The sequence below is a fragment of the Paenibacillus koleovorans NBRC 103111 genome (assembly GCF_004000845.1).
Lineage (GTDB): Bacteria > Bacillota > Bacilli > Paenibacillales > NBRC-103111 > Paenibacillus_AA > Paenibacillus_AA koleovorans.
This window is the reverse complement of sequence record NZ_BIMA01000075.1, coordinates 1-25,615: the sequence shown is the minus strand read 5'-3', so window position 1 is coordinate 25,615 and position 25,615 is coordinate 1. Positions and strand designations below refer to the sequence as shown.

The window sequence follows — 25,615 nt, the reverse complement described above, 5'->3', positions numbered from 1 at the left end:
CCCCTCCCATCCGATTCTCTCCCTCCATCATATGTCAATGTCGGAAATGGAGTGCGCTTCTCCATTCAATTAGCACCACTGGGCGAATTTCCTCATACTGTATTACATGTCGACTTCCAGGGAGAGGTGTTCGCATGCCGTCTATCGTCGGAAATGTCAAAATTCTCAGCGTCGGTCCCAGCTCGGTCGTACAATTCGGCGATGCCATCAATATCTCCCCCGTGAGCTCCTCCAAGACGTATGCCGGAGCGGGTTCGTTCAATACCGGCGATACATTCGGCCCGGCGCTGACGAATAATGCGGCCAGTATTTCGAAAGTCAATGATCAGGACGTGGTCGATTCCAGTCCGAAGACGGTGGAGGCCTAATGAATCTCATCGTAAATCAAACCATAATGATTCAGCAACTGAAGGTCGGGGGCATTACGAACTCCTCAATCTTGCAAATTGGCTGTGCGGGGATCATCAAGTCGCGGTCCAATCTATACAATACCGGTCAGTTCACGGGTCCGGCGCCGGAGACTGCGCAGCAAGGCAGCGGGCCCGGCACTCCGTTCGTCCCGCTGCCTAACCCGACCTAACATCGCAGTCATCGCTTCCTGGCTGTCCGACATAGGATAACTGTAGGACGTCGGATGAAGGGGAGCTCGCCATGAACAACGGCTACGATTGGAATACGATTTTCCGGCAGTTGTACACCCAATTGCTCTGGCAATCCGAGAAGCTGATCAAGATCGAGAACCAATTGGAGGATGTTTTGGCGGAGCTGGACGCAATCCGCAAGCAGAAGCCGGTCAATGTGGAGAAAATCGAATACAATTTCGATCAACTGAAGGTGGAGAAGCTGGACGGAACGCTGAATATCGGCATTACGCCGGACAACGCCAAGTCCATCGAGCAGTTCGCCATCGGCGACAACGATGTCGAGGTGGGGCCGATTCCGATCCAAACCGGCGCTCCGGAATCCTATGCCGCCGTCCAGAGCAACGTGAATCAATTTTTGCAAAACGAAGCGCCTTATGAAATCAAGGGGATGGAAAGCCAATTCGGGCTGGCGCTGCCGAATGAATACCGCGATCATATCGTGACCGATGTAAGCAAGCAGATCAACGCCCGCATCGCCCATTACATACAAGAATACGGCGTGGAAGATCGCGCGGAGCACCGGTCCGATCATATCGAAGCCATTACCGAGCGAGTCAAGGCTGACATTCGGCAAGGCATCGAGCAGTTTTTGCGATCGCTTCCCCCGCAGGAGGACGAGACAGGATGAACATGACCGTAGTGAATAAAGGCATTACCATCGGCCGGATCCAGGTGACGGGTGTTTCGAGCTCCTCCGTACTGATGGTGGGGGATACCGAGGTCATTACTTTGACTTCGGTGTTCGATACGCCGCCGGAGTCGCTGATAATCGGGCCATTCGTGCCGCTGGCGCCGGAACGATGATCGCGCCGAGCTGCCCATGGGCATGGCGTCCGCGCCGAACGGTGGCGGTAGGGGAGCTGCGCATGCTCTCGGTAACGAACGCCTCGATCGTGCAGATCGGCGACGTGAGGACGCTGCGTCCCTATAGCCGGGCGCTTGCCGTACAGCGGGAGATTTCGTTCTTTTTGGGAAACGAGGGCCATTTCGGCGATTTCCCTTTGTTCTGGGTGCCGATTCCCGAGCCGTTGCCGTTGTCGAACGTGAGGCTGAATGTGGTGAACGAGAATCCCGTCATTCAGGTGGCGAATTTGCAGGTGACGGCGGCGGCGTCTTCCTCGGTTGTGAAGCTGGGGCATGCATGCGTGGTCGATGCAGAGGCGCGGCTGCTGCACATTCGGCAGCTGCAGTCGGGGGAGCGCCCGGTTGGGCTACCGGATGATTTGGAGGAGTAGTGCGGGGCAACCGGCGATAGTGTAGCAGGTGAAGGACCGTCCATGTGGCGGTCTTTTTTGCCATATCAGAAAGACACCGATGCCGGCCTTAATATGACGCAATAAATAAAAGAAAATCGAATTATATATTGCACACTATTTTAACATATGGTATGTATTATATAAGCAAAGGCAGGATATGGATTGGGAGATATGATAGGGAGGCCATTACGATGCAGAGGCAAAGCCAGTGGGTAAAAGCGTTCGAAGAAGGACATGCAGGGGAGAGGGAGCTGCTTGGCGGTAAAGGGGCCAATTTGGCGGAGATGACACGAGCCGGCTTGCCGGTCCCTCCGGGTTTTACGATTACGACGGATGCTTGCCGGGACTACTACCGGACGGATCGAAAGCTGCCGGATGGCCTCATGGAAGAAGTGTTCGCCAAGCTGACCGAGCTGGAGAGCAAACAAGGCAAACAATTTGGCGTCGCTCCGACCCCGCTGCTCGTCTCGGTGCGTTCGGGATCGGTACACTCTATGCCGGGTATGATGGATACGATTCTGAACGTCGGGTTGAACGATCGGACAGTGGAGGCACTGGCTGAGCTTACGCAAAACGAGACGTTTGCTTATGACTGTTACCGGCGACTTGTGCAAATGTTCGGCAATGTCGTGTTCGGCATAGAAGGAATGCTGTTCGAGCGTCAGCTGCACGAGCTGAAGCGGGAACGGGGCGTGGAGCAAGACCGCGATGTGGATGCCGCCGGATGGAAGCAGCTATTGGAGCGGTATTCCGCTCTTATTCGTCGGCATGCGAGAAGGGAGTTTCCTCAGGATGTGAGGGAGCAGCTCACACTGGCGGTGGAAGCGGTGTTCCGTTCCTGGGACAATCCGCGAGCTCGCGTGTACCGTAAAGTACATCATATTCCGGACTCCCAGGGAACGGCGGTCAACATCCAGTCGATGGTGTTCGGCAACCGGGGGGAAGATTGCGGGACGGGCGTTGTGTTCACCCGCGATCCGTCGACGGGCGAGAAGGTGCTGTTCGGGGAGTTTCTGACGAACGCGCAGGGCGAGGATGTCGTCGCCGGCTCGCGCACGCCGCGGCCGATCGCCGAGCTGGCGGCAGAGATGCCCGCCGTCCACGGACAGCTGCTCGCTACCGCCGAGAAGCTCGAGCGCCACTACCGGGACATGCAGGACATCGAGTTCACCGTCGAGACGGGAACGCTGTACATCCTGCAGACCCGGAACGGCAAGCGCTCCGCGCAGGCGTCGATGAAGATCGGCGTCGACCTCGTGGCCGTTGGGGTGTTGACGCCGGAGGAGGCGGTGCTCCGCGCGGAGCCCGGCCATCTCGACCAGCTGCTCCATCCGACGATCGCGTCGGATGCCGAGCTGGACGTGCTGGCCGTCGGGCTCCCCGCGTCGCCGGGCGCCGCTACCGGTCAGGCGGTGTTCGACGCCGACACGGCCGAGCGCCTCGCCGCCTCCGGCAAACGCGTCATCCTCGTGCGCGCGGAGACGACGCCCGAGGATATCCACGGCGTACTGGCCGCGCAGGGGGTGCTCACGAGCCGCGGCGGCATGACGAGCCACGCGGCGGTCGTAGCCCGCGGCATGGGCAAGCCGTGCGTCTGCGGCTGCGAGGCGCTCGCGATCGACGTGGAAGCCGGTACGCTGTCGGTCGGCGGCCAAGTCGTTCGCGAAGGGGACTTCGTGTCGATCGACGGCGCGACAGGCCGCGTCATCCGCGGGTCGGTGCAGCTGAAGGCGGCGGAGATGACCGCCGAGCTGCAGCAGCTGCTGGTCTGGGCGGATGAATTCCGCACGATGAAGGTGATGGCGAATGCGGACAATCCGGAGGATGCGCGCAAAGCCCGCGAGTTCGGAGCGCAGGGCATCGGCTTATGCCGGACGGAGCACATGTTCTTGTCGCCGGAGCGGCTGCCGATCGTGCAGGCGATGATTCTCGCCGAGTCGAAGGAAGGCCGGATGGAGGCGCTCGGCCAACTGCTGCCGATGCAGCGGGCCGACTTCGACGGACTGTTCCGCGCCATGGACGGCTTGCCGGTGGCGATTCGGCTGCTCGACCCGCCGCTTCACGAGTTTCTCCCGAATATGGAGGAGCTGCGGGCGAAGTGGGACGACTTGCAAGCCGCCGGAGCAATTGATACTGCCGGTTCACCAGCGTCTAGCGAGCTTCAGCAATTAGAGCGGCTGATGCGCAAGGTGAAGTCGCTGCACGAGGTCAACCCGATGCTCGGCCAGCGCGGCTGCAGGCTCGGCATTCTGTACCCTGAGATCTACGAGATGCAGGCGGAAGCCGTCTTCCTGGCGATCCGGGATTGTATGCGCGACGGCGTGCAAGTGGTGCCGGAAGTGATGATCCCGCTCGTCGGCCATGTCAACGAGCTGAGTCTGCTCCGGGACATGGTGGAGCGGACGGCACACCATGTGCTGCAAGAGGACCTTCACCGCGTCGCCTACAAGGTCGGGACGATGATCGAGGTGCCTCGAGCCGCTCTAACGGCAGGCCGCATCGCGGAATGCGCCGATTTCTTCTCCTTCGGCACGAACGACTTGACGCAGATGACGTACGGCTACAGCCGCGACGATGCGGAAGGGAAATTCCTGTCCGCTTATGTCGACCGGGAGCTGCTCCCGGCGAACCCGTTTCAGGTGCTCGACACGGAAGGCGTCGGGCAACTGATCGAGCTGGCCGTAGAACGCGGCCGCCGCACCCGGCCGGGATTGAAGGCCGGCGTATGCGGCGAGCATGGCGGCGATCCGCAGTCGATCGCCTACTGCCACGGCATCGGGCTCGACTATGTCAGCTGCTCGCCGTTCCGCGTGCCGCTCGCCCGGATCGCCGCCGCACAGGCGAGGCTGCAGCAGTCGGCTGCGCCTAAGGCGTCGACCGAGGCGGCAGCTTCCCTGCAGATGCAAGCGGCCCAATAAAGCGGCTGTCCGCCTGCCAGACGGCAAATGTAGTGAGTCGTCTGGCATTTCTGCGCAATTCACGCTAACATAGTAGCTAATAGACGCTATTCGACAAGGAGGGAACCGTCATCGAATTATCGGCACGCCAGCTGGAGATGATCCGGCTGGTCAAACAGCACGCCCCGATTACCGGCGAGCAAATCGCGGAGCAGCTGCATCTGAGCCGTCCGACGATTCGGTCCGACCTGGCCCTGCTCGTCATGCTGGGGCATTTGGACGCCAAGCCGAAGGTAGGCTACTTCCTGGGCAAAGCCGCCGCTTCGGACTATCAGGGCTCTCGCAAGCTGCAGGGAATGAAGGTGAGAGACGTACAATCGGTACCGGTCATTCTGCTGGAGACGGCGACGGTGAACGATGCGGTCGTCGCGCTGTTCATGGAGAACGTAGGAACGATCATGATTACGGATGCCGAAGGGACGCTGCGGGGAATGGTGTCCCGCAAAGATTTGCTCAAGGTGACGCTTGGCAACGCCAATGCCGCCCAGATGCCGGTTAGCCTCGTGATGACCCGGCAGCCGAACCTCGTGACCGTGTCTCCGGACGAATCCGTCCTGGACGCGGCGCGCAAAATGATCCACCATCAAGTCGACAGCCTGCCCGTCGTCGCTTCGCCGGACGGCTCAAGCCGCCGGGAGGTCGTCGGCCGCATTACGAAGACGACGATGACCCGGCTACTCGTCGAGCTGGTCGCCGATCCGGATTCGCTATAGGAAGCCAAGGAGGAGCTTTGTGACACAGACGCCTCATACCATTTACATCTGCTCGGACGCGGTAGGGGAAACCGCGGAAGCCGTCGTCCGGGCGACGATGCGCCAGTTCGACGCCCATCAGGTGAAGATCAAGCGCTTCTCGCAAATCAAGCTCGAAGACGAGATTCGCCAGCTCATGGAAGAAGCGGCGAGGGACGGCGGCTTCGTCGCCTACACCCTCGTGCAGCCGGAGCTGCGGGAGATGATGCGCGAGGAGTCGATCCGGCTGAGCGTGAGAGCCGTGGACATCATGGGACCGGTGATGCAAGCGTTCATCGACACGTTCAACGACTCGCCGAAGAGCAAGCCGGGCCTTCTGCACGAGATGGACGACGATTATTTTCGACGCGTGGAAGCGATCGAATACGCGGTCAAGTGCGACGACGGTCGCGACACCCATGCCCTGCTGCAGGCGCAGCTCGTTCTATTGGGCGTGTCTCGGACATCCAAGACGCCGCTCAGCATTTTTCTCGCCCATAAAGGGATCAAGGTCGGCAATTTCCCGCTCGTGCCGGAGGTGAAGGCGCCGAAGGAGCTGTTCAAGCTGCCCCCGCAGCGTATCATAGGGCTAACGATGGACGCCGAGCAGCTGCTCAAGATTCGTACGGAGCGGCTGAAGGCGGTCGGCCTTCCTTACGGAGCGAAATACGCCACGCTGCAGCGCATCATCGAGGAGCTGGAGTATGCGCACGGCCTGATGAAGCAGCTCGGCTGCCCGGTCATCAACGTGACGGACAAAGCGATTGAAGAAACCGCAGGTATCATAATGGGGTATATGGCCTAATTATTAAAAGCAAGTGTAAGCCTAGTCGGACCGCAAACGTCCCTCATTCATTGACAGTGTCTCTTCTTTTCGTGCATGATTAAGGGGACAGCGGATGAATGGAGGGACGTTTCAATTTGACTGCGGAGCAAATATTGCGATTGATGTCGGAGCGGGGGCTGCGGATTACCGATCAGCGGAAGACGCTCGCCAAGCTGTTCGCGGAGACGGAAGGCTATGTGACGCCGAAAGACGTCTATGAATATATGGGCAAGCTGTATGCGGGGCTGAGCTTCGATACCGTTTACCGCAATTTGCGGGTGATGAACGATATGGGCATCGTGGAGCAGTTCGTGTTCGAGGACGGGGTGAAGTTCAAGGCGCATTGCGACGAGCATCATCACCATCATCATTTGTTTTGCCTGAATTGCGAGAAGACGGTCCCGATCGTCTATTGCCCGATGAACCGGATCGAAGGCGTGCCTGACGATTTCGAGGTTGTGCGCCACAAGTTCGAGCTATACGGCTATTGTTCATCGTGCCGGGACGCGAATGCATCGGCATCGAACCGCCATGCTGACTAAGACGCTGCAAGGACCGGTTCGATTTTACCGCAAATTCATATCGCCGCTCAAGCCGCCGACCTGCCGGTTTTATCCGACCTGCTCGGCTTATGCGCTGGAGGCGTTGGAAGTACACGGTCCGCTTAAGGGCTCTTGCTTGACGGTGATTCGGCTATGCAAATGCCATCCGTTCCATCCGGGCGGACTCGATCCCGTGCCTCCGAAGCGGGAGAGGGAGAACGTGGCGGAATGAAAAAAAGGGAGACCCCGACCAAGGGTCTCCCTTTCATTCTGTAATCAGTTGCCCGGCAAGTAGACGAGCTGGAACTGGCCGTAGGCGGACAGCAAGTAGACGTCTTTCCCTTTCGGATCGGTCAGCGGGAACACATACAGGATGTCGCCGGTCGTTTTGTTGCGCTGCACTTCGGCGTTTTGCAGGCTTTTGTTCCATTTGTACCCGGCTTTGTGCAGGTCTACGATTTTGAGCAGGAACGGTTTGCTCGTCGTAATTTCCACCAGCAGCTTCAGCTTCTCGAGCCCGATTACGTTTTCCACCGGACTGCCGCAGCCGCAATCCTGACCCGGTGCAGTAGCTGCGCCAGCCGCCGAAGCCAGCGTCACAGGCACCAGGAACAGGACGAGTGCCAGTACGGTCGCCACCCACAATTTGCTCATTTTTCTCATGAAATAGGTGCTCCTTTGCTACAAAATGGATTTCGATTTAGATTTCTATAGGACGCGCGATTATTCCTTGAGACGGGAGGACTAACTTGCTGGGTCGCAAGTGGGGGGTTCTTTATACCTGCATGCAGCGGCAGCTTGACAGAGGCTATGTTCTTTCGGTATATTTGCAATAACTGAATTGACAACCGATCCCCCATATGCTTTCCCATGAACGGAAGAGTACAGAGCTAGCCTATCCCAGAGAGCCGGATCCGCTGAAACCCGGCATAGGCGCCCTTTGGAACATGGTCCGGGAGGAATTGCGCTCGAGCACGACAGCCGTAACAGGCTGTTCGGCGTTAGGGCGCGACGCGGCAGCCGGCGTTACTGGCACAGTCTGGCAGCAGACTGACGAAGCTCCGCGCTCGCAAGAGGCGGGGGAATTTGGGTGGTACCGCGTGAGCAGAAGCTCTCGTCCCATAGGGGAGAGGGCTTTTTTTGTTGTTCAAAATCCGTATGCAAGCCGCCATATTCCGAAGGAGGAACGATTATGTCCGACACATCGACATCCAAGCGCAAGTCTTACTACATTACGACTCCGATTTATTACCCGAGCGACAAGCTGCACATCGGCCATGCCTATACGACGGTTGCCGGCGACGCGATGGCCCGCTACAAGCGGCTGCGCGGCTACGACGTCATGTACTTGACCGGAACCGACGAGCACGGGCAGAAGATCGAGCGCAAAGCCGCCGAGAAAGGCGTCACGCCGCAGCAGTTCGTGGACAACATCGTGGGGGGCATCAAAGAGCTGTGGAACAAGCTGGACATCTCGTACGACGACTTCATCCGGACGACGGAGGAGCGCCACAAGGCAGTTGTTCAGCGTATTTTCGACCGGCTGCTGCAGCAAGGCGACATTTACCTCGATACGTACGAGGGCTGGTACTGCACGCCCTGCGAGTCGTTCTTCCTGGAGCGTCAGCTCGACAACGGCAATTGTCCCGATTGCGGCCGCCAGGTGGAGAAGGTGCGGGAGGAAAGCTATTTTTTCAAAATGAGCAAATACGCCGATCGGCTGCTCGCGTATTACGAGGAGAACCCGACGTTCATTCAGCCGGAGTCGCGCAAAAACGAGATGGTCAACAACTTCATCAAGCCGGGGCTGGAGGATTTGGCGGTTTCGCGGATGTCGTTCGACTGGGGCATCAAGGTGCCTCGCAACCCGAAGCATGTGATCTATGTCTGGATCGACGCCTTGTCCAACTACATTACGGCTCTCGGATATGACACGGACCATCCGGAGAAATTCCAGACGTATTGGCCGGCGGATGTGCATCTGGTCGGCAAAGAAATCGTTCGTTTCCACACGATCTATTGGCCGATTATGCTGATGGCGCTCGATCTGCCGCTGCCGAAGCAAGTGTTCGCGCATGGCTGGCTGCTGATGAAGGACGGCAAAATGTCGAAATCCAAAGGCAACGTGGTCGATCCCGTGGTGCTGATCGAGCGTTACGGCCTGGATGCGCTTCGTTATTACTTGCTGCGGGAGGTGCCGTTCGGCGCGGACGGGACGTTCACCCCGGAAGGATTCGTGGAGCGGCTCAACTTCGATCTGGCGAACGACCTCGGCAACCTGCTGAACCGGACAATCGTCATGATCGACAAATACTTCGGCGGCGTGATCCAGCCCTACATCGCCGACGCCACGGCGTTCGACGCTCCGCTGCTCGAGACTTACCGCACGACGCTCGCCAAGTACGAAGAGGCGATGGAGCGGATGGAGTTCTCGCTCGCGCTCGCTTCCGTCTGGACGCTGATCGGCCGGACGAACAAATACATCGACGAGACGCAGCCGTGGATGCTCGTCAAGGACGAGGCGACTCGCCCGGCGCTCGGCTCCGTGCTGTACCACCTCGCCGAATCGCTGCGCGTGTCGGCGGTGCTGCTCCAGCCGTTCCTGACGCGGACGCCTGGCAACATCTTCGCCCAGCTCGGGCTGGACGCGACGGACCGCCGCTTGACCGGCTGGGACAGCGTCGTCGCCTTCGGCCAGCTCCCGGCGGGCACGAGGGTGGCCAAGGGCGAGGCGATGTTCCCGCGGCTCGACGTTCCCGTCGAGACGGCTTTCATCGCCGAGTCGATGGGCGGCGGCGCTGCGGCTGCACCGGCCGCCGCCGAGGGTGCGGCGGGCGCGGCTGGCGGTGCGAAGGCACCCGCGCCAGCGGCCCCTGCAGCGGCGCCGGCCCCTGGCGCCGACAGCTTCCCGGAAATCGGCATCGACGATTTCCTCAAGGTCGAGCTGCGCGTCGCGCAGGTGCTCGCCGCGGAGCAAGTGCCGAACGCCGACAAGCTGCTCAAGCTCCAGCTGGATCTTGGCAGCGAGCGGCGGCAGGTCGTCTCCGGCATCGCGAAGTATTACTCGCCGGAGCAGCTGGTGGGACGCAAAGTCATCTGCGTCGTCAACCTCAAGCCCGTCAAGCTGCGGGGCGAGCTGTCGCAAGGGATGATCCTCGCCGCCACGGAAGGAGACAAGCTGACGCTCGCGACCGTCGCCGAGGATATCCCGGTCGGCTCGCGCGTGAAATAACAAACAAAAGCTGCCTGCTCGCTGACGGACCACGGTCCGCAGCGCCAGGCAGCTTTTTTAGGCCGTTGGCCCGGGAGTCCAACGCTATCATTCGCGTGCGTCCTGCCCAGATGTATGAGATTTGTGCATCTGGGGGCCGATTTCGGCTTTTTCCCGGCTTAGATGTACAAAATTTGTACGGCTGACCCTGATTTTTCCCGTTCAGATGTCCATTTTTATATACTTTGGCTGCGAAATTAGCCTGCTTTTGGGTGCAGTTGTACAAATCCTCTACATCTGTAGCCGATAATCGGGGTTTCGGACCTTCAGATGTAGAATTGTTGTACATCTGATACCAGGCTCCAGCTGAACACTATCGCCGGTAGTCACACCGTTTTGAACCAAACTTCGCTCCATATGAACCATTTTTCGCAAGCCAGCTCTACTGGGAGAGCAACAAAAGGTCGTAGCGCACCAAATGCGGGAATTCGAGGGATTGTTATGTTTATTCGCCCCACTGACCTCCGTTCCCCTGTAACCATCTTGCTCGCCTTGTTACCATCTGGACAGCAGGCGTCGATTAATCGTAATCATAACGATTAATCGTTGACAACACCACCACTCAGGACGTATAATTCGCATTGTAAATAGAAATACTTACGATTTACAAAATTTCGTTGGAGGGTTCATCGACAATGTCTAATTATACTACATCTCGAAGGCTCTTGTCCGTTATTATTACGATTATGCTCTCCGCCGTATCCGTGTTCGCACTCACAGGCTGCGGCCAGTCCAACGTCAAGCTCGATCCCGCCAAGGTGAACGTTGTGACAACGTTTTACCCGCTGTACGACTTCTCCCGCCAGATCGGAGGGGAGCACGTCAATGTGATTAACCTCGTCCCGGCCGGCGTCGAACCGCATGAGTGGTCGCCGAAGAGCCGCGACCTGAAGAACATGACGCAAGCGCAGCTATTCGTCTATAACGGCGCGGGCTTCGAAGGCTGGGTGCACGACTTCCTCGACAGCCGCAAGGACAACGCGAAGCCGATCGTCATCGAGGCGAGTCAAGGCATTCCGCTGCTGAACGCATCCGAGGAGGAGGGCCACGACCATGACCACAAGCATGAAGCCGGCGTCGACCCGCATGTGTGGGTTAGCCCGAAATCGGCGATCCGCATGGCGGAATCGATCAAGAACGGGCTGATCCAAGTGGACCAAGCGCATAAAGCCGATTACGAGGCGAATTACGCCAGGCTGGCCGCCCAACTCCAGGCACTCGACGCGAAGTTCAAAGACTCGCTCGCCAAAGCTCCGCGCAAAGAAATCGTCGTTTCGCACCAGGCGTTCTCCTATTTGGCCCGCGACTACGGCTTGACGCAAATGCCGATCATGGGTCTGTCGCCGGATTCCGAGCCGACCGCCAAGGACATGATGGCGATCAACAAGTTCGTCAAGGAGCATCAAGTCAAATACATCTTCTTCGAGGAGCTCGTCTCCGACAAGCTGGCGAAGACGCTCGCCGGCGATGCCAAGATTGAGACGCTTGTGCTGAATCCGCTGGAAGGGTTGACGGAGGAGCAGATAAGAGCAGGCGAGAATTATATTTCCGTTATGGAGCGCAATTTGCAAAATTTATTGAAAGCATTACAATAAGACATGATACTTGTGCCCGTCCTCCCGGAGTACTAGAGTGAGAGCGGCGAGGCAGAAAGAACGGGATCCAATATGCCTACTACTAGCGCTACATTTAAAATGATAGAGAGCGAGCAGGCGCATTGCCACGACAGCGTCATTACGCTCGAGGATGTTTCGTTCCGCTACAACGATCGTACGGTGATCGACAAGCTGAACTTCACCGTGTACCAGCGGGACTTCGTCGGGCTAATAGGCTCGAACGGAGCCGGCAAGACTACGCTGCTGCGCATGATCGTCTCGCTTATGCAGCCGGAGCAAGGGACGATCCGGCTGTTCGGCCAGCCGATCCAGCAGTTCAAGGACTGGGAGCGGATCGGCTACGTGCCGCAGAAAAATTCGTTCAACCCGCTGTTCCCGGCGACGGTGCGCGAGGTGGTGCAGTCCGGCCTCTTCGGCCGGAAGAAGCTGTTCCGGCGCATCACGAAGCAGGACGCGCAGAAAACCGAGGATGCCTTGCACGCCATGCGCATCGAGGATATTGCGGAGCGCCGCATCGGCGAGCTGTCCGGCGGACAGCAGCAGCGGGTGTTTCTCGCCCGCGCGCTGATCAACAACCCCGCCCTGCTTATTCTGGACGAGCCTACGGTCGGCATCGACGCCGAGACGCAGGCCGGCTTTTTCCACATGATCCGGCATATGCACGAGCATCACAATATCACGTTCCTGATGGTATCGCACGATATCGAGATGATGCATGCCTACCTCGGTCATGAGCCCGCGCAGACGAGCGGCAAGCTGAAGTTTTACGTCAAGCACTCGCATGAGCTGGAGAACTGCCGGGAGACGAACGTCGCCCACTCCCTGCGCGATTTGCGCCTGCAGACCGGGGAGCGGGAGTCGGTGTTTCAGTAAAGCGGCGGAGGAGAGAAGCGGTTGGATATTTTTCAGGAATACTTTTTCCAGCGGGCGCTGATCGGGGGCGTGCTGATTGGATTCATGGCGCCGCTAATGGGCGTTTTCCTCGTCTTAAGGCGTCTGTCTATGATAGGGGATACGCTGGCGCATGTGTCGATTGCCGGGGTGGCATTCGGCTTCCTGCTTGGGGTATACCCGCTCGGAATCGGCTTGCTGTTCGCGGTGCTCGCTTCATTCGCCATCGAAAAGCTGCGCAAAGCCTATAAGACCTATGCCGAGCTGTCCATCGCCATCATCATGTCGGGCGGAGTTGCGCTGGCGACATTCCTGTTCACCCTCGGCAGAGGGTTCAACATGGACGTCACCAGCTATTTGTTCGGGAGTATTTACACACTAAGCTGGGCGGATCTGTGGCTGGTCGCCGCCGTGACAGTGATCGTCGTTGTCGTGCTGCTCCTGACCTTCAAGGAAATGTTCCTGCTCGTGTTCGACGAGGATGCTGCAGGCGTCAGCGGACTTCCGGTCCGTACGCTCAATCTGCTCACGACCGTGCTGACCGCGCTTGTTATCGGCGTAGCGATCAAGATCGTCGGCGCGCTGCTCGTCTCCGCCTTGCTGACCGTCCCGGTCGCATGCAGTCTAGTCGTGGGCCGGAGCTTCCGTCATTCCGTCTGGATGGCCGTCCTGTACTCGGAAGTTGCGGTTGTAGGCGGACTTGTCGCTGCAGGCATCTGGAGCTGGGCGCCGGGAGCGACCGTCGTGCTGACGCTCATTGCGCTCCTGATCGTCTCGCTCACATTCAAACGCGGGATGAGGGTCTAAAAGCAAGCGGACGCCGGACGCCGAATCACACAACGACACGGAGGTGGCTGGAATGGAGCAAATAAACGTATGGATCGCCTTCTGGGCGGGCTTTGCCTCGTTTATTTCGCCTTGCTGTTTGCCCTTGTACCCTTCCTATTTATCCTATATTACCGGTATTTCCGTACAGCGCTTGCGCGAGGACCGATCGGTTAAAGAAGTGCGGCGGGCGACCGTTTCGCATACGCTGTTTTTTATACTCGGATTTTCCATCGTGTTCTATACGCTTGGCTTCGGGGCGGGACTGCTCGCGGATTGGTTCGACGCATACCGTGACCTGCTGCGCCAACTGGCGGCGATCTTCATCCTGGTGATGGGGCTTATGCTCCTCGGGATATTCCAGCCGAAATGGCTGATGAGCGACCGCAAGTTCCAATTCAAATACAGACCCGCCGGTTATTTGGGCTCGGTGCTGATCGGCATGGGCTTCGCGGCCGGCTGGTCGCCTTGCGTCGGACCGATTTTGTCCGCGATCCTCATGTTGTCCGCGACGGAGCCCGGCGTCTGGTTCAAAATGATCACGGCCTATTCGCTCGGCTTCGCGATCCCCTTTTTCATCCTGGCCTTTTTCATCGGCTCGACCAAGTGGATTCTACGCTATTCTTCGCTTATCATGAAAATCGGCGGCGCTTTGATGATCGGCATCGCCATCCTTCTCTATTTCGACAAAATGATTTTGATCACCATCTGGCTGCAGGAACGTACGCCGAATTGGCTCAAATTTTAACGGTTCGTTTGGCGATTTTGTATTTCTCGAGCTCCGACTCTCCGGGAAACTGGCCGCCGAAAGCGGGTTTCCCGCCTACTTGCGTTGCAGGGTCAAACAGTGTATCATACATTAGACGATTGCGTCCGGTCGCTGTGGGATATGGGAACCGAAGGGGGGAGCAAGTTGGCGGCAACTCCAAGTATGGAAGACTATCTGGAGAGGATTTACAAGCTGATCGACGAAAAAGGGTATGCAAGAGTGTCCGACATCGCCGAAGGCTTGGAAGTTCATCCCTCATCCGTTACGAAAATGATCCAGAAGCTGGATAAGGACCATTATTTGATTTACGAACGGTATCGCGGACTCGTGCTGACTTCCAAGGGGAAGAAGATGGGCAAACGACTCGTAGACCGTCACCATTTGCTAGAATCGTTTCTCCGGGTCATTGGGGTTCAAGAGGAGAACATTTATAAGGACGTAGAAGGAATCGAGCATCATCTCAGCTGGGACTCCATCACATGTCTGGAAGCGCTGGTGCAGTACTTGAACAAGGATCCGGACCGGGTGAACGAGCTGATGAACATCCGCAAGGAACTGGAATCCGAATAGCTTTGATTGGCGAAGAACGCTTATCTCCGGATAGGCGGTTTTTTTGCGTTCCACATACGTACAACCTCAGCCCGCATACATACAAGTAAACACATTCTGGCTGAAAAGGTGGACGCCTATGAAAATGAATGGGGTGTTTGAAGGAGGGGGGGTTAAGGCGATCGGTCTGGTAGGGGCTCTGAAGGCGGCGGAAGAAAGGGGAATCGACTTCCCTCAAGTGGCGGGGACGTCATCGGGCGCTATTGTAGCTTCGTTGCTGGCGGCGGGCTATACGGCGGATGAGATGAAAGAGCTGATCATGCAAGCGCCATTCCGGAGATTTCTGAAGCGCTCTTGGCTGATGGACATTCGAGTCATCGGACCGACGCTTAAGCTGCTGATCAAAAAAGGGCTCTATTCCGGCGACGAGCTGGAGAAATGGATATACAATCGGCTGCAAGCGAAAGGGGTTCGCACGTTCGGAGATTTGCCCAAAGACAAGCTGCGAATCGTGGCCTCCGATATTACGATGGGGCGGCTGCTGGTGCTGCCGGACGACATAGAGGACTATGGCATCGAGCCGAAACGTCTGCTGGTGGCCAGGGCGATCCGGATGAGCACGAGCATCCCTTATTTCTTCGAGCCGGTCATCATCCGCAAGGCTGCGCGGCTGCGCAAGCAAGGGGAAAGCTTCGCCGATCAATTCATCTACGTCGTAGATGGAGGGCTGCTGAGCAATTTCCCGCTCTGGATATTCGACAACCAGTCGGTAGGCGTACGAGATCAGGATGTAGTGCCGACGCTTGGTTTCCGGCTGATCGACAAGCATCAGGAGCACGCCCACAAGATCGTCGGGCCGATCACGATGTTCCAGGCGCTGTTCGAGACGATGCTGGAGGCGCATGACGAGCGGTACATTGAAGAGAAAAACCGTTTCCGGACGATTAAAATCCCGACGCTGGGCGTCAAGACGACGGACTTCGATATTTCGAAGCAGAAGAGCGAGGAGCTGTTCGAGTCCGGCTACATGGCGGGCAAACGATTTTTCGAGCGTTGGTCGCATACGCATTACATGAATCAATTCAAGCAATATGTGCGAAAATGAATCGAACACAAAAAAGCCGCCGTTCGTCGAATGCCGAATCGGGCGGCTTCTTCATGATTAGTGGTACGGATAAGGCGGATCGTTGTCTTTGTCGTCTTTCTTGTTGCCCTGGATCACCTTGAACGGCATCGGCTTGCGTTTGTCGCGGGCCGATCTGCCGCGAGACGAGGCGGAGTTCGTGTATGAACGCGGCTGTCTCAGCTTGCGCCATCGGCTCGGGGGAAACTTCCATAGCAGGAAAACAGCTCCGAAGATCACGATGGGAATGATGAGCTGCGTCGGGTTGTGCACAAAGCTGCTCGTAATTCCGATAAACAGCAATACCCCGATTGCGTAAATCGACCAATGCGTACGCCGTCCCATACTCATACCCTCCTTGCGCGAATGTCTCTTATGCGTTGCCGGCTGCCGTTTGGAGCTTGGCGGACTTGTCGTCGTTCAACTGCTGGTTGTCGATCTCCAGCATCCGATTGAAGGAAGCAATCGATACCTCGACTTGATCGTCGGTCGGTTCTTTGGTCGTCAGCTTCTGCAGCCATAGCCCGGGATATCCGAGGAAACGGAGCACCGGCACCTCCCGCAGGGAGTTCGTGAACCGCAGCACCTCATACGAGAGGCCGATGACGAGCGGCAGCAGGATGATGCGCTGCAGCAAGCGTTCCCATATAGTATCATATTCGACGAAGGAATATACGATTACACCGACCAGCACAGTAAAAACGATGAAGCTGCTGCCGCAGCGGTAGTGGAGCGTGTTGAAGCTCTGCACGTTTTCCACGGTTAACGGCTTGCCGGCTTCATAGGCGCTAATTACTTTATGCTCCGCGCCGTGATATTGGAACAGCCTGCGGATGACCGGCGTCAGCGAGATGAAGTAAATGTAGCCGAGGAGCAGCACGATCTTGATCGCGCCTTCCACAAGGTTATGCCCGATTTGATTCTCGAACAGGGAACCGAACAGCAATTCTTCAAGAGCCGCCGGTACGAGCGTGAAGATGAATTTGCCGAAAATAAAGGAGAGCACCCCGACAACGGCAACCCCCAGGATCAGCGACAAATTGCCGAAGCCCTTCGACTTTTTGCCGTTTTGGTCGTCCTGCTTGGCTTTATCCTCGCCGTCCTCGTCCAGCTCTTCCTCGGCGTAAACCTCAGCGGAGAAGTTCAGATGCTGCGCGCCTTTGGCGCTGGATTCGATGATGGCGACCAGTCCGCGGAGAAGCGGGATTTTCTTCAGAGCTTGAACCCAACCGATCTCTTTCTTGGGCACCTCGAAAAATTCGAGCTGTTGATTTTTTCTCCGCACAGCGGTTACGTGTACGGTACGGCCGGCGAACATGACGCCTTCCATGACGGCTTGTCCGCCGTAGATGGCCGCCCCGGCCGGCGGCTGCGATTGCGACTTCGACACGAGGTCACCCCCTTCTAAGTTAGGTTTCATAGGAATGGAGCTGCTATGCATTCCTCTCTATTCTATCGAATTCCGGCTCGAAATGCTACCGGTTTACTCGGCGGGACAATCGCGCATACTAATCGCAATGATGTCCAGAGAGGAAGAAAGCGACATGGCGAATCAAGACGTGGAACAGACTCATCCTGACGGCAGCGAAGCTCACACGGGGGACGGACGGCAAGCCGACGAAAACTCGGTGGAGGCGATGCGGACAGCGGACCGGGGCGAAGCCGGGGCATCGCGGGAGAAGCCGGAGGAAGAGGGCAACGAGCAGCAAGATCGATCGAACGCGAAGGGCAAACACGAGAAATCGAAAACGAAGCCGGCGCTGTATGCGCTGCAGATCGGCTTTTTCGCCGGGCTGATCTGGGGCGGATTGCGGATTGTAGAGTACTACTTCCGTTTTACAAAAGTACATCCTACCTTTCTGATCAAGCCTTGGTCCACACCCGACTTCAACCGCACCGCCTGGGGTTATATGACCGGCTGGGCGGCCTTTATCGTGTTTTCCATTGTGGCGGCTGTGCTCTATTCTTTGTTCCTGCGCAAAATAAAAGGACCCTGGATGGGGATGCTGTACGGGCTTATCTGGTTTGTGCTGCTGCATTTGGTCATCGGACCGCCGCTCGGCATGATGAAGCCGCTTGGTACGATCGATTGGAATTCGCTTATTGCCGACGGATGCCTTTATCTATTGTGGGGGCTGTTTATCGGCTATACGATCGAGTTTACGTTCAACGACGAGCAGAAGCGGGAGCCGACCGTCTCCTTTGCCTGAAGCGGTGTCGAAAGAAAAAGTTCTCTTCCCCGGGAAACTTATGGTAAAATGGCTACGGTAGCGGGCGGTTCCCCTTGATGGCGATCGACCCGCGCAATTTTTGAATACGGGGATGTTGCGTGCGATGAAACAAATACTCGTGCTGAACGGGCCGAATTTGAACATGCTGGGCATCCGCGAACCGGGCGTTTACGGAACGGTTTCGCTTGCCGGCATCGAGAGCAGCTTGCGGCGTCTGGCTGAGCAGCTGCATGTGAACTTGGAATTTTATCAGTCGAATCACGAAGGAGCGCTTATCGATCGCATCCATGCCGCTTATGGCGCGAAGGACGGCATCTTGATCAATCCGGGTGCTTTTACTCATTACAGCTATGCGATCCGGGATGCGCTCAGCTCCGTGCAATTGCCGACCGTCGAGGTGCATTTGTCCAATATTCATAAGCGCGAGGCGTTCCGTCACGTATCCGTGACGGCAGCGGTCTCGGTCGGGCAAATTGCCGGCTTCGGGTCGCACAGCTATGAGCTCGGCTTGCTGGCATTGCTTCGTCACTTAGAGGAAAAGGGTGAATCCTGATGGTACAAGCGCGGTTGGCCACATTCAGACAGCTTCTGGGGGAACGCAAGCTAGAGGCGATGCTTGTAACGAACAGCTACAATCGCAGATACTTATCCGGCTTCACCGGCTCGTCCGGCGCTTTGCTCATAACACCTGACCAGGCCGTGCTGCTAACGGACTTCCGGTACCGGACGCAGGCCCCGCAGCAAGCGCCTCACTTCCGGCTTGTGGAGCATAAGCCCAAGCTGATCGAGACGGCGGCGGAGCTGCTGGCCGAATGGAAGATCGGCGAGCTCGGCTTCGAGCAGCAGGACGTTTCGTACGGCACATACGCGGCTTACTCGGCAAGCCTCGGCTCGATCAAGCTTGTGCCGACCGACGGCTGGATCGAGGAGCTGCGCATGGTGAAGGACGACGCCGAGCTGGCTGTCATGCAGGAAGCGGCGGAGCTCGCGGATCGCACGTTCCAGCATATGCTGACCGTGCTGAAGCCGGGACTTAGCGAGAACGACGCCGCGCTGGAGCTTGAATTTTTCATGCGCCGGCATGGGGCGACTTCGACTTCGTTCGAGACGATCATCGCCTCCGGCGAACGTTCGGCGCTGCCGCATGGCAAGGCGAGCGAGCGGATCATGAAGACCGGCGAGTTTGTGAAGATGGATTTCGGCGCCTACTACAAGGGCTATTGCTCGGACATTACGAGAACGGTCGTGCTCGGGCAAGCGTCGGAGAAGCATCGCGAAATATACGACATCGTCCTGGAGGCGCAGCAGCTGACGCTGGATCGCATCCGTCCGGGCATGACCGGCAAACAAGCTGATGCGATTGCCCGCGATGTGATCAAGAAGTATGGCTATGGCGATTACTTCGGTCACGGTACGGGACACGGACTCGGGATGGAGATCCATGAAGCGCCCCGGTTGTCTTTGACGGGAGAGACCGTGTTGAAGCCAGGCATGACGGTGACGGTGGAGCCGGGCATTTACTTGCCGGATTTCGGCGGAGTGCGCATCGAGGACGACATCGTCATGACCGATTCCGGGATGCGCCGATTGACACAGGCGACAAAAGACTTTATTATCATCGATTAGGGACACTTATGCCCGCCATGCGATGCGGGAACACGTACATTTTTAGGAGGAAACTCGCGTGATTTCAGTAAACGATTTTCGGACAGGTCTTACCATTGAAGTTGACCACGACATTTTCACTGTAATGGACTTCCAGCATGTCAAACCCGGCAAGGGTGCGGCGTTCGTCCGCTCCAAGCTGAAGAACCTGCGCAACGGCAACACCGTCGAGCGCACGTTCCGCGCAGGCGAAGACGTGGGCCGGGCTCACGTAGAGAACCGTGCGGTCCAATACTTGTACGCCAGCAACGACGAGCACACGTTCATGGATAACGAAACTTACGATCAATTCTCGCTGTCGGAGAAACAGCTGGAGTGGGAGCTGAAGTTCCTGAAGGAGAACATGGTCGTGAACATCGTCAGCTACCACGGCGAAATTCTCGGCATCAATATGCCGAACAGCGTCGAGCTGAAGGTTGTTGAGACCGAGCCGGGCATCAAGGGCAACACGGCGACGGGCGCCTCGAAGAACGCCAAGCTCGAAACCGGCCACAACGTGCAAGTACCTCTGTTCATCAACGAGAACGACGTGCTTCTGATCAGCACCTCGGACGGCAAGTACATTTCCCGCGCTTGATCGCACGGGTTAGGAGCCTTCTTCTGCTTGCGCAGGAGGGGCTTTTTGTTTGTTGGGTTATTGCGCTCCACCGCAGGCGGATGGAGTAATTTTCACGCTGTTACTCTGCTGCTGCTGTGTGCTATAATACTTTATTAGTAAATCCAAGCAGGTCAGCAAATGCGAGTGTAGGGAGTGAGCAAGGTTGTCTCTGATAGTAATGAAGTTCGGGGGAAGCTCCGTCGGGGATGCGGAGCGGATGAAGCGCGTAGCGAAGCGGGTGTTGGAGCGCAAGCAAGAGGGGAACCGCTGTGTCGTCGTCGTCTCGGCGATGGGCGATACGACGGACGATCTGATCGATCTGTCCAAACAAATCGTTGTCGGCACACCGTCGACGCGCGAGATGGATATGCTGCTTACGACCGGGGAGCAAATTTCGATCGCCCTGCTGTCGATGGCCATACAGAGCATTGGCGGGGATGCGGTCTCGTTCACAGGCTGGCAAGCCGGCATGCGGACGGAAGCCGTTCACGGCAAAGCCCGGATTACCGATATTCAGCCGAAGCGGGTGCTGGATGCGCTCGACCAAGACAAGATCGTCATCGTGGCCGGCTTCCAGGGGATGACCGACGACGGCGAAATTACGACGCTCGGCCGCGGCGGCTCCGATACGACGGCGGTTGCATTGGCTGCGGCGATCAAGGCCGATCTGTGCGAGATCTACACCGACGTGGACGGAGTGTATTCGACCGATCCGCGGATCGTGAAGGTAGCGCGCAAGCTGAAGGAAGTTTCTTATGACGAAATGCTTGAGCTGGCGAATTTGGGGGCGGCGGTGCTGCATCCACGTGCGGTTGAGTATGCGAAGCATAACCAAGTGCAGCTGGTCGTCCGGTCCAGCTTTACCTATAACGAAGGAACACATGTGAAGGAGGAAGCGGTCATGGAGCAAGGCATTGTCGTACGCGGCATCGCCTCCGATAAGAACGTATCGCGGGTTAGCATTCTAGGAGTGCCGGAGAAGCCGGGCCAATTGGCCAAAGTATTCGGCGCGCTGGCGGCGGAGAAGGTCGACGTCGACATCATCGTACAAGGCGGCGTTCGCGGCGGGGAAGCCGACACTTCGTTCACGCTCGCATCCTCGGATCTGGAGAAAGCGCTCGTCATCTTGCGCCGCATTCAGCCGGAGGTCGGCTTTAATGACATTCAGTCCCAGTCCGGTCTGGTGAAGGTGTCGATCGTCGGCGCCGGCATGGTCAGCAACCCGGGAGTCGCTGCGACGATGTTCGCGGCCATCTCCGAGCTGGGCGTCAGCATCAACACGGTGAGCACGTCGGAGATCCGCGTCTCCTGCATCATCGAGAGCGAGAAGCTGGCGGACGTGGTGCGTGCGCTGCACACGGCTTTCGGCCTCGACACGACGGAGCAGGCGTTCGTGGGCGGTCCTTCGGAGCGCCGGTAAGCTGCGCGAGTGAGTGCTGGAACGAAGTAAGACCTTGGATGTTCCCTATGAGGGAGCCGGCCAAGGTCTTTTTTTAATGTACCGGTAATTGTTCCGATGAAAAGGCAATATACGCTCGCCCTGATGGTCCTTCCTTACACTTTCCCGAATATAAACGTCACGATCTTGAGCAGCAGCGCGGTAATGCCGGCCGCCATAAGCGGACCGACCGGGATGCCTCGCAGGAAGATAATGCCGAAGATCGATCCGATCACAAGCCCGACGATCAGCTGCGGATCCACCTTGAGCAGGTCGAGTCCCTTGCCGTTCATGTAGGTGGCGATTGCGCCTCCGGTCAAGGCAATGATGCCGGGCCAGGAAGTGAACACGTTCATAACATCCTTAAAGGTAATCCGTCCGTTGGCGAAAGGGACAAGCACGCCCATCGTCAGGAACAGGAGGCCAAGCTCCAGGCCGCGCCGCTCGATAGCCGGGAAGAAGCGATCCAAGTGAATCAATTTGATGGCGAGCAGCACGCATGCCGCTGTCGTAATGATCGGGGAGCGCCCGATCAGCCCGATCGCAATCAGGGCAAGCAGAATCAGATCGCCGTTCATTTAAGGTGGTCCCCTGTCCTCTGGATTCCTTCTAAGTCTATGAGGACAAGACGGAAATAGAACTCCCGTGAGAACCGGTCGTCGCGGTCATAACCGTACCATGAAGCTGCGGGACAATCGGGTGCCGGTTCAGCTGCGCGCAATAGAGCACGTCATCGCGATTGCCCAGCTTGCACAGCTTGCGGCCGCTGGCGGAAGCGAGCAGAGCGGTAGGCAAGTCGTCATGGCACGACAAATAAGCCTGCCGCATAGCCAGTCCGAAATCATTCACTTCCAACTGCTCCGCCCCTGTCTTACGCACCAGCTCCTCCACGAGCGCGCCTGCGCACAGGCCGTCCTCCAGGCAAAACTCGTCTTGCGTGCCGGAGCAGACGATGGCGATTTCCCGCCGCAGCTCCGCCGCTCTTCGAGCCGCCGCTTCCACATTCAGCAAACTGCCGGCCAGCACCGATTCGGCGCGAAGCGATTTCTGAATCGCCCGCGTTCCGTTCGTGGTGGTCAGAATGATGCGGCGCCCCGCTACATCCGGACCTTGAAACTCCAGCGGAGAGTTGCCGAGATGGAAGCCGGCAATTTTCTTGCAGAACCGTTCGCCGCCCAGCCAATCGTCCGGCTCCTGCTGCTGCTTCGCCTGCTGAACCGTCTCGACCGGAACGATGCCGGAGGCTCCGTGAGCAAGCGCGGTGACAATCGTACTCGTAGCGCGCAGCACGTCGATGACGATGACGGTTTTGTATACGAAGTCGTCGCTGCGAGCCTCGATGACGCTGGGGATGACATGAATCTGCATCGGAAGCCCTCCTTCTGTTCCTTGCTGCTTAGTTAAGGCTGAGAGCTGACCGGGGTGCCGCTCCAGCTAAGCGTATCCGAGCGCAAGCCCCGGCGCAGCGACTCCAGCGAGAAGACGTCAGTTGGAGCGATATTGCCCAAATTGACGGACGGCCCAAGCTTTTTCAGCAGATGCACTTGCTGGGACTTCTGAGGCGTTTCCCACAAAATTCGGCTAGGGTCAGGGAATAGCTGAATCATGCTCTGCAGCATATCGTCCCGACAAGCCCCGTGTTCGTCGAAGATGCCTACGCCTTCTCCCGATTCGCGCGCTTCGATCGTCACGAGCGAAGCGCCTCGCTCCACATCCTCGATCACCGTCTCGATCAACTGATCCAGCTCGATGCGGGAGCCCCAATATTTTTTGCCGTACTCCGTATAAACCGTAAGTCCCGCCTCTCTGCCCCGCGTGATCAGCTCGTTGCGGAGCGGCCGCTCCATGTCGATCGTACCATCCGATACTTCAATCGCATTAAAGCCCAACTGACGAATCATTCGCAAGCAGTCTTCGACCTCGTTTTGGACGACCGCCACTTCCAGGAACGTCCCTCCCGGCATCATCTCGACGCCGGCGATCGCCGCCATTCGTAGTTTTTGTTGCAGTAGCGGCATCGGGTAGAGCGGACTTGTACCGAAGCCGAGCTTGAGCATATCGATATAAGGAGCGGCCGTGAGCAGCAAATCTTCGAAAGCGTTCAACCCCAGTCCCTTGTCGATGACCATCGTTTTGCCGGAGGTGCGGGGCTTTCTCTGTCGCTGCCCGGTAGGGTCTTGTAGAATGGCTGGCCATTCCAGTCGTGATGTCACGTCCATTGGATATACAAGTCTCCTCGCTGTAGAGAATCATTCTGAATGACGTATGGAAGCAATATATGCGTTTCGTTTTGGCGGTGTGCCCACATGCCTAAAAAGAGACAACCCCGCATACAGTTTAAACGAGACAGGCTGTCTCAACGGGAATCGCGTTCGTTGCGGGGCCGTGGGGCGGCGCTGCAAGCCATTCGGCGGGAAGGAAGGGTTCGCGGCCATGTTCAACAAAATCGTACTGAGTATGGCGTTGCTCCGGGTACTGTCGGGCAGTATCGAAATCGTAGCCGCTTTGATCATGCTGAGGCTGAATCAGATCGACAAGGCGTTGCTCGTCAATTCCAGTCTGGCGGTAGTCGGGCCTCTCATTCTGATTTCGACGACGACGATCGGATTGCTAGGAATGGCCGACAAGCTGTCGTTCGGCAAGCTGTTGTGGATCGCTCTAGGGGTGACTTGCATCTTTATCGGCATCTTGAAAAAATAGCGTTTCTTCAAAAGAAGAAGCATATTTGCTCGCGGGTCAAGCATACACATGTTGTAAATGCGGACAAACTTGGAGGCCCGTCTGATGAATGCGATTCTACCATTTCTTCCGCCGACGCTTCGAAGAATCATAGAATGCGTGGCGGACGAGCCGAAGAACCGGGCGGAAGAGCTCCGCATCCGCGAAGGCCGCCCGCTCGAGCTCTCGGGGTCGGGCGACTCCCGATTCATCACCGTCCGCGGAGAGTTGACCGCTGCGGAACGGGAGGGGTACAGGCCTTCGCGGGACGATTGCCTGCAGCTATTGGATTTGCTGACAAGTCATTCGGTTTACAGCTTCGAGGAAGAGCTGAAGCGCGGGTACATCACCGTGACCGGCGGCCATCGCGTCGGTCTGGTCGGACGAGCCGTGCTGGAGCATGGGCAAGTGAAGCTGCTCCGCGACATCGCCGGCTTCAACATCCGGATCGCCCGCGAGCGGCCCGGCGTGGCGCAGCCGCTCCTGCCCGCGCTCTGGGACTCGGCGGCCGGACGCCCCCATCACACGCTGTTCGTCTCGCCGCCGCAGCAAGGGAAGACGACGATGATCCGCGATCTCGCCCGCCTGCTCAGCCGCGGGGGCGCGCTGCCCCCGCCGGTTGTACAGGCCGGGCTCAAGATCGGCATCGTCGACGAGCGCTCGGAGATCGCGGCGTGTGTGAAAGGCGTGCCGACGTTCGACGTCGGGCCGCGCACCGACGTGCTCGACCGGTGTCCGAAGGCGGAGGGGATGATGATGCTTATCCGCTCGATGTCGCCCGACGTGCTCATCGTCGATGAGATCGGCCGCGCGGAGGACGCCGTCGCCGTCGAGGAGGCGCTGCACGCCGGCATCGTCGTCGCGGCGACGGCGCACGCGCTGCACGCCGACGACGCGGCCCGGCGCCCGGCGCTGGAGCGGCTGCTCGCCGCCGGGCTGTTCGCGCGCATCGTCGCGCTGCGCCG

At 57.9% G+C, this 25,615-nt stretch carries 30 protein-coding genes; 24 read left to right on the top strand and 6 right to left on the bottom strand.

Features of this window, described 5'->3' with window-relative positions:
* The first annotated feature begins 134 nt into the window (after positions 1-134).
* The 10 genes from PKO02S_RS21730 to yidD all read left to right on the top strand — a co-directional run bounded on the left by PKO02S_RS21730 (position 135) and on the right by yidD (position 7,188).
* Positions 135-368, top strand: a complete 234-nt coding sequence (locus PKO02S_RS21730; protein WP_127586089.1) for a spore germination protein — start codon at positions 135-137, stop codon at positions 366-368.
* Entirely contained in the window at positions 368-580 is a 213-nt protein-coding gene (locus tag PKO02S_RS21725; RefSeq protein ID WP_127586087.1) for a spore germination protein GerPB, read from the top strand. Before PKO02S_RS21730 ends, PKO02S_RS21725 begins: the two co-directional genes overlap by 1 nt.
* Positions 581-651: 71 nt before the next feature.
* A complete protein-coding gene (gene gerPC, locus PKO02S_RS21720) occupies positions 652-1,272 on the top strand; it encodes a spore germination protein GerPC (protein ID WP_127586085.1) in 621 nt (206 codons plus the stop codon).
* Positions 1,269-1,448, top strand: coding sequence for a spore germination protein GerPD (locus PKO02S_RS21715; protein ID WP_127586083.1), 180 nt, complete (start codon positions 1,269-1,271; stop codon positions 1,446-1,448). Before gerPC ends, PKO02S_RS21715 begins: the two co-directional genes overlap by 4 nt.
* Positions 1,445-1,879 carry a spore germination protein GerPE gene (locus tag PKO02S_RS21710; protein WP_127586081.1) on the top strand — a complete coding sequence of 145 codons (435 nt, stop codon included), beginning with the start codon at positions 1,445-1,447 and terminating at the stop codon, positions 1,877-1,879. The genes PKO02S_RS21715 and PKO02S_RS21710 overlap by 4 nt, the downstream gene beginning before the upstream one ends.
* 212 nt (positions 1,880-2,091) lie before the next feature.
* Positions 2,092-4,818, top strand: coding sequence for a pyruvate, phosphate dikinase (gene ppdK / locus PKO02S_RS21705; RefSeq protein ID WP_127586079.1), 2,727 nt, complete (start codon positions 2,092-2,094; stop codon positions 4,816-4,818).
* Between the two features lie 110 nt (positions 4,819-4,928).
* Positions 4,929-5,570, top strand: coding sequence for a transcriptional regulator CcpN (gene ccpN, locus PKO02S_RS21700; protein WP_507763317.1), 642 nt, complete (start codon positions 4,929-4,931; stop codon positions 5,568-5,570).
* 19 nt (positions 5,571-5,589) lie between these two features.
* The gene (locus tag PKO02S_RS21695) at positions 5,590-6,393 is read left to right on the top strand and encodes a pyruvate, water dikinase regulatory protein (RefSeq protein ID WP_127586075.1); all 804 of its coding nucleotides are present in this window, start codon (positions 5,590-5,592) and stop codon (positions 6,391-6,393) included.
* A gap of 98 nt (positions 6,394-6,491) precedes the next feature.
* Entirely contained in the window at positions 6,492-6,956 is a 465-nt protein-coding gene (locus PKO02S_RS21690; protein WP_174819941.1) for a Fur family transcriptional regulator, read from the top strand.
* Positions 6,946-7,188: a membrane protein insertion efficiency factor YidD gene (yidD, locus tag PKO02S_RS21685; protein WP_246067185.1), complete on the top strand. Its 243-nt coding sequence runs from the start codon at positions 6,946-6,948 to the stop codon at positions 7,186-7,188. The genes PKO02S_RS21690 and yidD overlap by 11 nt, the downstream gene beginning before the upstream one ends.
* Positions 7,189-7,232: 44 nt before the next feature.
* Here the strand turns inward: yidD and PKO02S_RS21680 are convergent, their stop codons facing one another.
* Positions 7,233-7,619 carry a hypothetical protein gene (locus PKO02S_RS21680; RefSeq protein ID WP_127586071.1) on the bottom strand — a complete coding sequence of 129 codons (387 nt, stop codon included), beginning with the start codon at positions 7,617-7,619 and terminating at the stop codon, positions 7,233-7,235.
* Positions 7,620-8,148: 529 nt separating this feature from the next.
* Between PKO02S_RS21680 and metG the strand changes: the two genes are divergently transcribed.
* From metG to PKO02S_RS21645, 7 genes are all read left to right on the top strand, one after another.
* Complete coding sequence (gene metG, locus PKO02S_RS21675; protein ID WP_127586069.1) at positions 8,149-10,188, top strand: methionine--tRNA ligase; 2,040 nt, start codon at positions 8,149-8,151, stop codon at positions 10,186-10,188.
* Between the two features lie 674 nt (positions 10,189-10,862).
* On the top strand, positions 10,863-11,822 hold the full coding sequence (locus tag PKO02S_RS21670) for a metal ABC transporter substrate-binding protein (RefSeq protein ID WP_218033947.1): 960 nt from the start codon (positions 10,863-10,865) through the stop codon (positions 11,820-11,822).
* A gap of 72 nt (positions 11,823-11,894) precedes the next feature.
* Entirely contained in the window at positions 11,895-12,716 is an 822-nt protein-coding gene (locus PKO02S_RS21665; protein ID WP_246067183.1) for a metal ABC transporter ATP-binding protein, read from the top strand.
* A gap of 21 nt (positions 12,717-12,737) precedes the next feature.
* A complete protein-coding gene (locus PKO02S_RS21660; RefSeq protein WP_127586067.1) occupies positions 12,738-13,541 on the top strand; it encodes a metal ABC transporter permease in 804 nt (267 codons plus the stop codon).
* 52 nt (positions 13,542-13,593) lie between these two features.
* Positions 13,594-14,307 (top strand): cytochrome c biogenesis CcdA family protein, encoded by a 714-nt coding sequence (locus PKO02S_RS21655; protein ID WP_127586065.1) that lies wholly within the window; start codon positions 13,594-13,596, stop codon positions 14,305-14,307.
* A gap of 183 nt (positions 14,308-14,490) precedes the next feature.
* Positions 14,491-14,898, top strand: a complete 408-nt coding sequence (gene mntR, locus PKO02S_RS21650; protein ID WP_218033948.1) for a transcriptional regulator MntR — start codon at positions 14,491-14,493, stop codon at positions 14,896-14,898.
* 118 nt (positions 14,899-15,016) lie between these two features.
* Positions 15,017-15,982 (top strand): patatin-like phospholipase family protein, encoded by a 966-nt coding sequence (locus PKO02S_RS21645; RefSeq protein ID WP_127586063.1) that lies wholly within the window; start codon positions 15,017-15,019, stop codon positions 15,980-15,982.
* Between the two features lie 57 nt (positions 15,983-16,039).
* Here PKO02S_RS21645 and PKO02S_RS21640 read toward each other — a convergent pair whose 3' ends face one another.
* Both PKO02S_RS21640 and PKO02S_RS21635 read right to left on the bottom strand, forming a co-directional pair.
* Positions 16,040-16,345, bottom strand: coding sequence for a hypothetical protein (locus tag PKO02S_RS21640; RefSeq protein WP_127586061.1), 306 nt, complete (start codon positions 16,343-16,345; stop codon positions 16,040-16,042).
* 28 nt (positions 16,346-16,373) lie between these two features.
* Complete coding sequence (locus tag PKO02S_RS21635; RefSeq protein ID WP_246067187.1) at positions 16,374-17,330, bottom strand: DUF1385 domain-containing protein; 957 nt, start codon at positions 17,328-17,330, stop codon at positions 16,374-16,376.
* Between the two features lie 214 nt (positions 17,331-17,544).
* Here PKO02S_RS21635 and PKO02S_RS21630 point away from each other — a divergent pair, with 214 nt between their 5' ends.
* The 5 genes from PKO02S_RS21630 to PKO02S_RS21610 all read left to right on the top strand — a co-directional run bounded on the left by PKO02S_RS21630 (position 17,545) and on the right by PKO02S_RS21610 (position 21,914).
* A complete protein-coding gene (locus PKO02S_RS21630; protein ID WP_246067181.1) occupies positions 17,545-18,210 on the top strand; it encodes a YqhR family membrane protein in 666 nt (221 codons plus the stop codon).
* A gap of 124 nt (positions 18,211-18,334) precedes the next feature.
* Positions 18,335-18,784, top strand: coding sequence for a type II 3-dehydroquinate dehydratase (aroQ, locus tag PKO02S_RS21625; protein WP_127586057.1), 450 nt, complete (start codon positions 18,335-18,337; stop codon positions 18,782-18,784).
* The gene (locus PKO02S_RS21620; protein ID WP_127586055.1) at positions 18,784-19,857 is read left to right on the top strand and encodes a M24 family metallopeptidase; all 1,074 of its coding nucleotides are present in this window, start codon (positions 18,784-18,786) and stop codon (positions 19,855-19,857) included. The genes aroQ and PKO02S_RS21620 overlap by 1 nt, the downstream gene beginning before the upstream one ends.
* Positions 19,858-19,915: 58 nt before the next feature.
* Positions 19,916-20,473: an elongation factor P gene (gene efp, locus PKO02S_RS21615; protein WP_127586052.1), complete on the top strand. Its 558-nt coding sequence runs from the start codon at positions 19,916-19,918 to the stop codon at positions 20,471-20,473.
* A 184-nt stretch (positions 20,474-20,657) separates the two neighbouring features.
* The gene (locus PKO02S_RS21610) at positions 20,658-21,914 is read left to right on the top strand and encodes an aspartate kinase (protein WP_127586050.1); all 1,257 of its coding nucleotides are present in this window, start codon (positions 20,658-20,660) and stop codon (positions 21,912-21,914) included.
* A gap of 134 nt (positions 21,915-22,048) precedes the next feature.
* Here the strand turns inward: PKO02S_RS21610 and PKO02S_RS21605 are convergent, their stop codons facing one another.
* Genes PKO02S_RS21605 through comA form a run of 3 tightly spaced genes read right to left on the bottom strand, consistent with a single transcriptional unit; the run spans position 22,049 to position 24,151 of the window.
* On the bottom strand, positions 22,049-22,510 hold the full coding sequence (locus PKO02S_RS21605) for a DUF441 domain-containing protein (protein ID WP_127586048.1): 462 nt from the start codon (positions 22,508-22,510) through the stop codon (positions 22,049-22,051).
* Positions 22,511-22,547: 37 nt separating this feature from the next.
* A complete protein-coding gene (locus PKO02S_RS21600) occupies positions 22,548-23,300 on the bottom strand; it encodes a 2-phosphosulfolactate phosphatase (RefSeq protein ID WP_127586046.1) in 753 nt (250 codons plus the stop codon).
* Positions 23,301-23,332: 32 nt separating this feature from the next.
* Complete coding sequence (gene comA, locus PKO02S_RS21595; RefSeq protein ID WP_127586044.1) at positions 23,333-24,151, bottom strand: phosphosulfolactate synthase; 819 nt, start codon at positions 24,149-24,151, stop codon at positions 23,333-23,335.
* A gap of 214 nt (positions 24,152-24,365) precedes the next feature.
* Between comA and PKO02S_RS21590 the strand changes: the two genes are divergently transcribed.
* Together PKO02S_RS21590 and spoIIIAA are read left to right on the top strand one after the other, a co-directional pair.
* Complete coding sequence (locus PKO02S_RS21590; protein WP_127586042.1) at positions 24,366-24,632, top strand: YqhV family protein; 267 nt, start codon at positions 24,366-24,368, stop codon at positions 24,630-24,632.
* A gap of 84 nt (positions 24,633-24,716) precedes the next feature.
* Positions 24,717-25,615 (top strand): stage III sporulation protein AA (gene spoIIIAA, locus PKO02S_RS21585; RefSeq protein ID WP_174819940.1); only part of this gene is annotated, 899 nt, incomplete at its 3' end.